At 74.3% G+C, this 12767-nt stretch carries 1 protein-coding gene and 2 pseudogenes; all 3 read right to left on the minus strand.

Features of this window, described 5'->3' with window-relative positions; translation table 11 throughout:
* Positions 1-4645: pseudogene (locus EEJ42_RS04755) on the minus strand (type I polyketide synthase); the annotation flags it as partial.
* Between the two features lie 181 nt (positions 4646-4826).
* On the minus strand, positions 4827-9551 hold the full coding sequence (locus EEJ42_RS54490) for a type I polyketide synthase (RefSeq protein ID WP_425472847.1): 4725 nt from the start codon (positions 9549-9551) through the stop codon (positions 4827-4829).
* A gap of 153 nt (positions 9552-9704) precedes the next feature.
* A pseudogene (locus tag EEJ42_RS54495) lies at positions 9705-12764 on the minus strand (SDR family NAD(P)-dependent oxidoreductase); the annotation flags it as partial.
* Between the last annotated feature and the right edge of the window lie 3 nt (positions 12765-12767).

A 12767-nucleotide genomic window follows, 5' to 3' on the forward strand; every position in this document is an offset into this window, starting at 1 on the left:
CGCCGCCGCCGTCCGCCGGTGCGGGCGCCGCCAGCGCCCGGGTCAGCTCGCGCAGCCGGGCGACGACCGCCGCGCGCCCCTCCTCGTCCAGCGACAGGGCGCCGACGAGCGCGTCGAGCCGGTCGATCTCCGTCAGGGCCGCTTCCGGTCCCGAGGAGAACCCGCTGTGCAGCGCACCGCGCAGGAACTCCGCCAACGCGGCCGGGGTGGGGTGGTCGAAGACCAGGGTGACCGGGAGGGTGACTCCGGTGACACCGTGCAGACGGTTGCGGAGTTCCACGGCGGTCAGCGACTCGAAGCCGAGGCTCTGAAACGTCCGGTGGGGGTCGAGCCGCTGGTCCTCGCGGTGCCCGAGGGTGCGGCCCACCTGCTCGCGGATGAGCTCCAGGAGGTGGCCGCGCTGCTCGTCCTCGGTCAGTCGCAGCAGGGTGCGGGCAAGCGGTTCGGTCTCCTGGGGGGTGGACCGCGCCGCACCTCCGGTCAGTTCGGCCAGTTGCGGGACGGTCCGGCCCATGGCCGCCTTCGCAGCGAACTCCGTCCAGGCCACGTCGGCGACGAGGACGGCCGCCGCGTCGTCGCCCGCGCCTCGCCACAGCGCCTCGATCGCCTGGTCGGGGTCCATCGGCGTCAGACCGCCCTGACGCAGCCGGCCGGTGCCGACGCCGTGCGCCATGCCGGCGCCGGCCCACGGCCCCCAGGCCACCGAGGTCGCCGGCAGTCCCTGGGCGCGGCGGCGTTCGGCCAGTGCGTCGAGGTGGGCGTTGGCCGCGGCGTAGCCGCCCTGGCCGGGGTTCCCGAGCGTGCCGGAGAGCGAGGAGAACAGCACGAACGCCGACAGGTCGGCGTCCCGCGTCAGTTCGTCGAGGTGCTCCGCCGAGCGCGCCTTGGCGTCGAGGACCGCGGCGAACCGCTGCGGAGTCTGGCCGTGCAGCAGTCCGTCGTCCAGTACACCGGCGGCGTGGACGACGGCGCGCAGCGGCCGGTCGGCCGGGACGGCCGCCAGCAGGGCGGCGACCTGAGCGCGATCACTGACGTCACAGGCGGCGACGGTCACGTCGGCGCCCCTCTCCGTCAGTCGCTCCCGCAGCCGGGCCGCCTCAGGGGCCTGCTCGCCGCGCCGGCTCGCCAGCAGGAGGTGCACGCCCTCGCGGCCGGCCAGGGAGAGCGCGACCTGCGCGCCCAGGCCGCCGGTTCCGCCGGTGATCAGTACGGTCCCGGCGAGGTCGAGCGCCCTTCCAGCCGGGGCGGGCAGGCGGACCACGCGGCGGGCCAGCACCGTGCCGTCGCGCAGGGCGAGCTGATCCTCGCCCGCGTCGCCGAGCGCGGCGGCCAGCAACGGCGCGACGTCCGCGCCGGGGTCCGCCGGAAGGTCGGCGAGACCGCCCCAGCGCTCGGGGTGTTCCAGTGCGGCGACTCGGCCCAGTCCCCAGACGGCCGCGCCCCACGGGTCCGGAGGCGTGCCGTCGGCGGCGACGGCGCCCCGGGTCAGGCACCACAACGGTGCGGTGATGGCCACGTCGCCCAGTGCCTGTACCAGCGTCAGCACCCTGTCGACGGCGGCAGGTCCGGGGCCGTCCTCCGTCGTGCCGTCGCCGAGGGCGACCGTGCACAGCACGCCGTCCACAGCCGGCGCGTCCTCGAGCAGCCGGGCGAGCCCGGCGCGGTCGGTGCCTGCGGGTACGGGAAGGTGCGTCGTCTTCGCCCCGAGCCGGGCCAGGGCCTCCGCCAGGCCGTGGTCGTCGCCGACCAGCAGCCACTCCCCGGTGAGGTGCGCCACCGCCACCGGCACCGGTCGCCACGCGACACCGTGGCGCCACTTGTCCTGCGGTACGCCGTGCGCGGCGCGCTCGCGCCAGCGGACGAGCGCCGCGACCACCTCGTCCAGGGCGGCGTCCTGGCCGATCCCGAGTTCGCCGGCCACCGCGGGGACGTCCGCATCGGCGACCAGCGTCCAGAACCGGCCGTCCAGTTCGCCGCTGGGCCGCGCTTCACTCTCCAGCCAGTACCGTTCGCGCTGGAACGGGTAGGTCGGCAACGCGACATGGGGTCCGCGGCCGGGCAGCAGTGCGCCGAAGTCCACCGGCGTGCCGTTGCAGTGCAGCCGGGCCAGGGAGCCGAGCGCCGAGGCGGCCTCGGGCCGGTCGCGGCGCAGCACCGGCACGGTGAGCACGTCGTGGCCCTCCAGGGAGTCTGCGGCCATGCCGGTCAGCACTCCGTCGGGACCGAGTTCCACGAAGACGGTCACGCCCTCGGCGAGGAGGGTGCGCATGCCCTCGGCGAAGCGGACCGTGCCGCGTACGTGGTCCACCCAGTACGCCGGGTCGCTGAGCTGCTCTGCCGTCGCGATGGCGCCCGTTGCGTTGGAGACCACCGGGATGGACGCGGTGCCGTACTCGACCGACGAGGTTACGGCCAGGAAGTCCGCGAGCATCGCGTCCATGCGCGGCGAGTGGAAGGCGTGGCTGACGTTCAGCCGCTTGGCCGGCCGGCCGCGCGACCGCCAGCGTTCGGTCAGTTCCGCGACGGTGTCCTCGTCACCGGAGACCACCACGGACCGCGGTCCGTTGACGGCGGCGATGCCCGCCTGGTCCTCCAGGCCCCGCAGCAGCTCGGCGACCTCGGCCTCCTCGGCCTGCAACGCGGCCATCGCGCCGCCCGGCGGCAGCGCCTGCATCAGCCGGGCGCGCGCGGCCACCACCGTGCAGGCGTCCGCGAGCGACAGCACCCCGCTGACGTGGGCGGCGACGAGTTCGCCGATCGAGTGGCCGAGCAGCCGGTCCGCCTTCACGCCCCAGGAGCCGAGCAGTGCGAACAGCGCGACCTCGACGGCGAACAGCGCGGGCTGGGTGAACTCGGTGGTGTCGAGGAGCGCGGCCTCCGGGGTGCCCGGCTCCGCCAGCACGATGTCACGCAGTGGGCGGGACAGGTGCCGGTCCAGTTCCGCGCACACCGCGTCGAATGCGGTCGCGTAGGCCGGGAACGCCTGGTACATCTCGGCACCCATGCGCGGGCGCTGGCTGCCCTGGCCGGAGAAGAGGAAGGCGACCCTGCCGGGTGCCGCGACCTCGCCGCGCACCACATCCGGGTGTTCGTCGCCGGCGGCCAGCGCGGCCAGGGCGGTGCGCAGCGCGTCGAGGTCGTCGCCGAGCACCACGGCGCGGTGCTCGAACCGGCTGCGCGACGTGTTCAGGGCCCGCGCGACATCGGTGACCGGCGTCGGCGGTGCGCCGTCCGTATGCGCCAGCAGGGCTGCCGCCTGGGCCCGCAGTGCCTGCGCCGAGCGGCCGGAGAGCAGCCAGGGGACGAGCGGCGGTGCGACTGCCGGTACCGGTTCGGCGCCGGTGTGCGGCACGGGCTGCGGGGCCTCCTCGACCAGCAGATGGGCGTTGGTGCCGCTGATGCCGAACGCGGAGACGCCCGCGCGGCGGGCGTATCCGTGGTCGGCCCACGGCCTCGCGGTGGTCACCGGCTCGACGGTGCCCGCCGACCAGTCGACCTCGGGGGTGGCCTCGTCGGCGTGCAGGGTGGGCGGCAGGATCCGGTGGCGCAGCGCCATCACGGACTTGATCACCCCGGCGACCCCGGCGGCGGCCTGGGTGTGTCCGAGGTTGGATTTCACGGAGCCGATGGCCAGCGGGGCCGCGGGGGTGCGCACCGCGCCGTACACCGCCATCAGGGCCCGTGCCTCGATGGGGTCGCCGAGCCGGGTGCCGGTGCCATGCGCCTCCACCAGGTCGACCTCGTGCGCGGGCACCCCGGACGCGGTCAGGGCGTCCCGGATGACCCGTTCCTGGGAGGGACCGTTCGGCGCGGTGATGCCGTTGGAGGCGCCGTCGGAGTTGACCGCCGAGCCGCGGATCACCGCCAGCACCTGGTGGCCGTTGCGCCGGGCGTCCGACAGCCGCTCCAGGAGCAGGACGCCGGCGCCCTCCGCGAGGCCGAACCCGTCCGCGCCCGCGCCGAACGCCTTGCAGCGGCCGTCGGGTGCGAGCACCCGCTGTTTGCTGAACTCCACGAATCCGCGCGGTGTCGACAGCACGGTCGCTCCGCCCGCGAGGGCCGCCACGCACTCCTGGTTGCGCAGCGACTGGACGGCCAGGTGGAGGGCGACCAGGGAGGAGGAGCAGGCAGTGTCGACGGTTTCCGACGGGCCGCGCAGCCCCAGCACGTAGGAGATGCGCCCGGAGACCACGGCGCCGGTCGTCCCGGTGACGAGGAACCCTTCGGATGCCTCGCCGGGCGCCGCCGCCAGGACGTCGGAGTAGTCCTGGATGTTGGAGCCGATGAACACCCCGACCTGGCTGTCGTTCAACGAGTGCGGGTCGACGCCGGCGTTCTCCACGGCCTCCCACGACACTTCGAGGAGCAGCCGCTGCTGCGGGTCGAGGGCGGCGGCCTCGCGCGGCGAGATGCCGAAGAACGCGGCGTCGAAGCGGTCCGCGTCGTGCAGGAAGCCGCCTTCCCGGCTGTAGCTGCGGCCCGGGGTGTCCGGATCGGGGTCGTACAGGTTCGCGAGATCCCAGCCGCGGTCGACCGGCAGTCCGGAGACGGCGTCGCGGCCCTCGGTCACGATCCGCCACAGCTCCTCGGCACCGGACACCCCGCCGGGGTAGCGGCAGCCGATGCCCACCACGGCGATCGGCTCGCGCTGCCGGTCCTCCAGCTCCGCCACCCGCGCCCGGGTCTCCCGCAGCTCGCCGGTCATTCTCCGCAGGTGCCGGGCGAGCCGTTCCTCGGTGCCGGCCTGCCCGGCGGGCTTGTCATTCGTCACTTCTCAACTCCACGGAAGGGGTTCGGTTCCTCAAGGCGGTGCGGCGGGACGCCCGTCACGACTCACCGAATTCGCTGTCGAGCAGGTCGAGGAGTTCCTGCGTCGTACCGGCGGACTCCGTCCGGAGATCCGGGGTGGCTTCCGGTTCGCCCCGCACGGCCACCAGAAGGGCGCTGACACGCGACGAGAGGCGCAGCCGGGCACTGTCGTCGGCGGCGAGGCCGCGGATCTCCGCCTCGATGGCGTCGAGCCTGCTCAGCACGGTCTCCGCGGAGACGGTGTCCTCGTCGGCGAGCTGTTCCAGCAGATGGGCGGCCAGCCGGTCCGGGGTGGCGTGGTCGAACACCAGTGTCGGGGGCAGGGCCAGTCCGGTCGCGCCGGCCAGCCGGTTGCGCAGTTCGACCGAGAGCAGGGAGTCCATGCCGGTCTGCCGGAACTCCTGGCCGGGCGCGACGGTGTCCTGCGCGCCGAAGCCCAGCACTGCGGCGGCGTGCGCCTGCACCAGTTCAAGGACGGTGCGCTCCCGGTCGGCAGGGGTCATCCCGGCCAGCCTGGTCCGCAGCCGCTGGGTGGTCTCCTGGCGCGCGTCGCCGCGCGTCGCCTCCCGTACCGCCTCCGGCAGGTCGGCGATGAGGGGGCTGCTGCGCACGGAGGTGAAGACCGGTACGAAGTTCGACCAGTCGACGTCGGCGACGGCGACGAACGCCGGGCCCTCCGCCATGGCCTGGTACAGGCCCTCGAAGCCGGTCGCGCGGTCCATGAACGGCAGGCCGCGCCGGATCACCGCCTCGGCGTCGGTGCGGTCCTTGGTGGTCTGCTCGTCCCAGATGCCCCAGGCCACCGATGTCACCGGCAACCCGTCGGCCCGGCAGCGCTCGGCGTAGGCGTCGAGGAAGGCGTTGGCGGCGGCGTACGCGCCGTGGTCGCCGCTGCCCCACACTCCGGCGATGGACGAGAACAGCACGAGTTCCCGCAGGTGGTCGCGGTCCAGCAGCTCGGCGAGGTGGACCGCGCCGGCCACCTTGGCGTCCACCACGTCGGCGAACTCCTCCGGTGTCGTGTCCTGGAGCGAGCCGATGTTCAGGAATGCGGCGGCGTGCAGTGCGGTGACGACGGGCCGGCCCTCCTCGGCCAGTTCCTCCAGGACCGCTGCGAGCCGCGCCCGGTCGCGCACGTCGCAGGAGAACACCGAGACGGCCGCGCCGCGTTCTTCGAGTTCGGCGGCGAGTGCGGCCGTGCCCGGGGAGTCGGTGCCGCGTCGGCTCAGCAGCGCCACGTGCGTGGCACCGCGTTCGACGACGGAGCGTGCCAGGTGCGGGCCGAGGGAGCCGCTCGCGCCGGTGATCAGGACCGTGCCCGAGGGTTCCCAGGGCGCTGCGGCGAGCGGCTCGTGCCGGACCAGGCGGCGCACCCGGGCATCGGCGCCCCGTACGGACCACTGGTCCTCCCCGCCGTGGCCGGCCAGTATGCCGAGCAGCGCGGTCAGTTCGTCCGCTCCCGGGTTCACCGGCACGTCGACCAGTCCGCCCCAGCGATCGGGGTGTTCCAGCGCCACGACCCGGCCCAGGCCCCAGATCTCGTTCTGCGCGGGGCGCGCCGGTGCCTCCTCGGCCCCGGCACCGACCGCCCCCGTCGTCACCGCCCACAGCGGCGCGGTCCACGCCGCGTCGCCCAGGGCCTGCACCGCCGCGAGTGACAGCGCCAGACCGTTGGTCAGGCCGGCCAGGCGCGGGTGCGGACGTTCGTCCAGTGCCAGCAGCGACAGCACGCCCGTGAATCCGCCGTCCTCCGGTACGCCGGCGAGCAGCGTCCGCACCCTGTCACGGTCCGCGTCGTCGGTGCCGAGCGTCAGCGCGGTGCAGGGCAGGCCGAGTCCGGCCAGCGCCGTGCGGATGGCCGTCGCCTCCTCGGTGCCCGGGTCGAGGACGAGCCACTGCCCGCGCGGTACCGCGGCGCGCACCTGCCGGGCCTTCCAGGCGATGGCGTACCGCCAGGAGTCGAGGCGGGTGCGCAGCCGGCTGCGGCGGCGCCAGCCGGCCAGGGCCGGCAGCATCCGGTCCAGGCCGTCGACGGCACCCAGTTCGCCGGCCAGCCGGTCGAGGTCCTCGCGTTCCACGGCGTCCCAGAACCGGGCGTCGGCCTCGGACTCGGGCGGCTCCGCGGTCGCGTCCGCCACGTCCAGCCAGTACCGCTCGCGCTGGAAGGCGTACGTCGGCAGCGGCACCCGCCGGTGCGCGCCGACCACGCGCTCCCAGTCCACGTCCAGGCCGTTCGCATAGCCCTCCGCCAGGGAGCGCAGCAGGCGCTCCTGTCCGCCATGGTCGCGGCGCAGCGATCCGAACACCACGCTGTCCGTGCCGAGTTCCTCCAGCGTCTCGCGGACACCGGTCACGAGTCCGGGGTGCGGGCTGGACTCGATGAAGAAGGTGAACCCGTCCGCCGCCAGTGTCTCGACCGCCGACTGCATGCGGACGGTCTGCCGCAGGTTGCCGTACCAGTACTCGGGTCCCAGTTCGGTGCCCTCGATCCGCTCGCCGGTCACCGTCGAGTAGAACGGCAGGGTGCCGGCCCGCGGCGTGATGCCCCGCAGCGCCTCGATCAGGCTGTCGCGCAAGGGTTCCATCTCCGGCGAGTGCGAGGCGTAGTCCACCTCGATGCGCCGGGTACGGATACCCTCCGCCCGCAACTCCGCGACCAGCGCGTCCAGTTCCGCGTCCGGGCCCGCGACCACGACCGACGCCGGGCCGTTGATGACGGCGACCGTCAGCCGGCCGTGCAGGCGCCGCAGCGTCGCCTGCTCGGACAGTTCCACCGACACCAGGCCGCTGTGCCCGGTGAAGCCGCCCAGCAGCCGTGACCTGACGGCGACCACGCGCGCGGCATCCTCGAGGGACAGCGCGCCTGCCACGCAGGCTGCGGCGATCTCACCCTGGGAGTGGCCGACCACGCCGTCGACCCGCACGCCCCAGTGCTGCCAGACGCGCGCGAGGGACACCATCATCGCGAACAGCACGGGCTGGACCACGTCCACCGGGCCCATTGCCGCCGGGTCGTCGTCCGCCAGCACGTCCAGCAGGGACCATTCGACCCATGGCGCGAGCGCCTGGGCGCACTCCCGCATGGCGGTCGCGAAGACCTGGTTGTCCGCCATCAACCGCCGGGCCATGCCCAGCCACTGGGAGCCCTGGCCGGGGAACATCAGTACCGTGCGGCCCCGCCTGGCCTCTCCGGTGAGGAGCCGGTCGGGCCGTACGGCGTCGGGGTCGGCCAGGGCGGTGAGCCCGGCGAGCAGTTCCTCCCGGTCGGCGGCGACCACGACGGCGCGGTGCGGGAAGGCCGACCGGGTGGTGGCCAACGACCATGCCAGGTCGGGGAGTTCAGGGGCGTGCTCCTCGGCGGTGAGATGCCGCAGCAGCGCCTGTGCCTGCGCGGGCAGCGCCTCGGGGGTCCGCGCCGACAGTGGTACGGGGACCGGCACCGGCGCCGATTCCCGGGCGGGCGACGGGGCGGATATCGGGTCGCCCTCGGCCAGCACCACGTGGGCGTTGGTACCGCTGATCCCGAACGAGGAGACCGCCGCCGTCCGCGGACGGTCGCCGCGCGGCCAGGCGCGTTCCTCGGTCAGCAGCCGTACCGTTCCCGCCGACCAGTCCACCTCGGGGGACGGGGTGTCCGCGTGCAGCGTGCGCGGCAGCGTCTCGTGGCGCAGCGCCTGCACCATCTTGATGATTCCGGCGGCGCCGGCCGCGGCCTGCGTGTGGCCGATGTTGGACTTGACCGACCCCAGGTACAGCGGGTGTTCCGCGTCGTGCGCCCTGCCGTAGGTGGCCAGCAGCGCCTGCGCCTCGATGGGGTCGCCGAGCCGGGTGCCGGTGCCATGCGCCTCCACCACGTCGACGTCCGCGAGGGACAGTCCTGAGTGGTCCAGGGCCGCACGGATGACCCGCTCCTGCGAGGGCCCGTTCGGCGCGGTCAGACCGTTGGACGCGCCGTCCTGGTTGACGGCGGAACCCCGCACGACGGCGAGGACCTCGTGCCCGGCCCGGCGGGCGTCGGAGAGCCGTTCCAGGACGAGGACGCCCGCGCCCTCCGACCAGCCGGTGCCGTCCGCCCGCGAGGAGAACGACTTGGACCGGCCGTCCGGCGCGAGACCGCCCTGCCGGCTGAACTCGATGAAGATGCCCGGGGAGGCCATCACCGTCGCGCCGCCCGCGAAGGCCAGGTCGCATTCGCCCCGGCGCAGCGACTCGCACGCCAGGTGCACGGTGACCAGCGAGGAGGAGCAGGCCGTGTCCACCGTGATCGCCGGGCCCTCCAAGCCCAGCAGGTAGGAGATCCGGCCGGACATCACGCTGTTGCTGTTGGCGATCCCGATGATCCCCTCCAGCTCTTCGGGCGTGGCGTTGAGCCGGGAGAGGTAGTCGTTGTACATCGCCCCGGCGAACACTCCGGTGCGGGTGCCGCGCAGGGACTGCGGGTCGATACCGGCATGCTCGGCCGCCTCCCAGGCGGTCTCCAGCATGAGCCGCTGCTGCGGGTCCATCGCCAGCGCCTCGCGCGGCGCGATCCCGAAGAACCGCGCGTCGAAACCGGCCACGTCGCTGACGAATCCGCCCTGCTTCACGTAGAAGGTGCCGGCCCGGTCGGGGTCGGGGTCGTAGAGCCGGGCGACGTCCCAGCCCCGGTCGGCCGGCAGCGTGCCCACCGCGTCACGGCCCTGGGCCACCAGCCGCCACAGTTCGTCGGGGGTGGACACGTCGCCGGGATAGCGGCAGCCCATCCCCACGATCACGACGGGGTCGTCCTCGACGTCCGCCGGACGGGGGCCCGCCGCGGAGACCTGCGCCGTCTCGGCGGTGAACAGTTCGCTCTCCAGATGTCCGGCGAGCAGCGCCGGGGTCGGATAGTCGAACACCAGCGTGGCGGCGAGCCGGATCCCGGTGGCGGTCGACAGGTGGTTGCGCAGTTCCACCGACATCAGCGAGTCGAACCCGAGGTCCCGCAACGGCCGGTCGGGGTCGATCGCCGCCGCGTCGCCGCGTCCGACGATCTGCGCGACCCGACTGCGGACCAGGTCGAGGAGCACCCGGCCGCGGTCCTCCGCCGGGACACCGGCGAGTTCCGCGGGTGGCGCCGAGGCCGCACGGCCGTCGCCGGATCCGGGCGCGAGGTCCGCGAGATCCTGGAAGTCCGCGAACAGCCGGGCCGGGCGCGCCGCGGTGAACGCGGGCAGGAACCGCGGCCACCGTACGTCCGCCAGGACCGCGTCCGTGCCGAGCGCGACCGCGGACGCCAGCGCTGCCACCGCCCCGTCGACTGGCAGCGGGGGCAGGCCGCGCCGCCGCAGTCGCTGTTCGAAGCCGGCGTCCACCATGCCGCCGCCGGCCCATGGCCCCCACGCCAGCGAGGTGCCGGCCAGTCCGCGGCCCCGGCGGCGGGCGGCCAGCGCGTCCAGGACGGCGTTGGCCGCCGCGTAGCCGGACTGCCCGGCCGAGCCCCAGGTACCGGAGATCGAGGAGAACAGCACGAAGGCGTCCAGCTCGGAGTCGCCGAGCACCTCGTCGAGCACCTGGGCGCCCTCGGCCTTGGCGGCCATCACCGCGCGCAGCTCGTCGGGCGTCGTCTCCAGGAGCGGCTTGTCGTCGCCCACCCCGGCCGCGTGGAAAACCGACCGCACCGGCGTGCCCGCCTCCCGGGCCTCCACCACCAGGGCGGCCATGGCCGCCCGGTCGGTCACGTCGGCCGCGGCGAACCGCACCTCGGCGCCCAGCGCCGTCAGCTCGTCGAGCAGGTCACCGGCGCCGGGCGCGTCCGCGCCGCGCCGCGAGACCAGTACGAGCGAGCATGCGCCCGTCCTGGCCAGCCAGCGCGCGACGTGGCCGGCGAGCGCGCCGGAACCGCCGGTGATCAGCACCGTTCCGGACGGCGTCCACGGTTCCTGCGGGCGGTCCGGCACGGCCCGTTCCAGACGGCGGACGTGCACCCCGTCGGCCCGCAACCGCACCTGGTCCTCACCGGAGTCCGATACCAGCACAGCGGCGAGGTGTCCGGTGACCTCCTCGACACCGTTCGTCGGCAGGTCGATGAGACCGCCCCAGCGGCTGGGGAGTTCCAGCGCGGCCACCCGGCCGAGGCCCCGGACGGCGGCCGCGTCCGGATCGTCGTCCGCGCCACGTGTCAGGCACCACACACGCGCGTCCAGCCCGGCGTCGTCCAGTGCCTGGAGCGACAGCAGCACGTCCTCGGGCCGCCGGGCCAGGCACAGCACTCCGGCGACGGCGACATCGGAATCCGGCAGCCGCGCGGCGAGCGCCCCGCGGTCCTCGGCGCCGTCCAGCGTTACGACGCGCACGTCGTCGAACAGTTTCTCCAGCCACACGGAGTCCGGGGTGACCAGCGTCGCCGTCCCCTCGGACTCCGCCGGGGCGAGCACCAGCCAGGTACCGGATATCCGGCCGCGGGCCGCCGCGAGGGGCATCCGGCGCCACACCACCTGGTGCCACCAGTGGTCGGTCCGGTGGGCGTCGGCGAGCCCCTGGCGCACCGTGGCGGCGTCGGCGGCCCGCAGGACCAGCTCGTCGACGGTCACGACCGGCGAGCCGGTGGGCGTCGCCGCGTCCAGGCGGACCGACTCACCGCCGGTCCGCAACCGCACGCGCAGCGCGGACGCACCGGTGGTGTGCAGCGCGGTACCTGCGAACGAGAAGGGCAGCCGTACGTCGTCGTGCAGCCCCTCGGCCGCGTACGCCAGGACGTGCAGCGAGGAGTCGAGCAACGCGGGGTGCAGTCCGAACCGCGCGTCCCGCTCACCCTGCGGCAGGACAACCTCGGCGAAGATGTCGTCCCCGATCCGCCAGGCGGCGCGCAGTCCGCGGAACGCGGGGCCGTAGGTGTAGCCGCGGGCGGCCAGTTCGTCGTACAGCCCGTCGACCGGCAGCGGTGCGGCGCCGGAGGGTGGCCATGTCCCGGTGGCCCAGTCCACGGCCGGTACGGCCGCCGTGGGCCCGGCGAGCGTACCGGTGGCGTGCACCACCCACTCGCCGTCCGTCCGCCGTGCGCGGACGACGAACTCGCGGGTCGTCGCCTCCGGCGACGCCACCCACACCTGTACGTCGGTTCCGCCGGGCGGCAGTTCCAGCGGAGCCCGGAGCACCAGGTCGGCAACCTCGACGCAGCCGGTGTACCGCGCGGCCTGCGCGGCCAGCTCGACGAACCCCGTGCCGGGGAACAGAACGCTCTCGAAGACGGCGTGATCGGCCAGCCACGGGGTGCCGGACGGCGACAGCCGACCCGAGAACAACGTGCCTCCGGAGCCGGGCAGATCGACCACGCCCGCGAGTAGCGGATGATCGACGGCGTCCGTCCCCGCACTGGTCACCGGCGGTGCCGTCAGCCAGTAGCTTTGGTGCTGGAAGGCATACGTCGGCAGCGGAACCGGACGCCCGGTGCCCAGCAGGGCGGCCCAGTCCGGGCTGATTCCGTGCACGTGGACGTATCCCAGCGCTTCGAGCACACTCCNTCCGTGCACGTGGACGTATCCCAGCGCTTCGAGCACACTCCGGACCTCGGAGCGCGTGCGGTGGCAGCTCGCCACGACGCGGCGCGTCTCCACCAGCATCGGGGTCAGGACGGCGCCTGGCCCGATCTCGACCAGGACGTCGGCAACGGGAAGCCGAACGGCCGCATCATGGAAACGGACGGCCCGGCGGGCGTGGTCCACCCAGTACGCCGGGGTATGAACCGGGTGCACGGAATCAGCCGTCGGGACGATCACCGATGTCGGCTCACGGAAACCGAGCCCCGCAAGGACCGTGCCGAACTCCTGAAGCATCGGCTCCATCAGCGGCGAATGGAAAGCATGGCTGACCCTCAAACGCGAGGTCCGCACACCCCGCTCACGCCACACCCCCGCCAGCCGGCCGACCGCCTCCCCATCACCCGACACCACCACCGAATCAGGGCCGTTGACCGCAGCCACCGCCACGTTCCCCACCCC

The organism is Streptomyces botrytidirepellens, from assembly GCF_003721215.1.
Lineage (GTDB): Bacteria > Actinomycetota > Actinomycetes > Streptomycetales > Streptomycetaceae > Streptomyces > Streptomyces himastatinicus.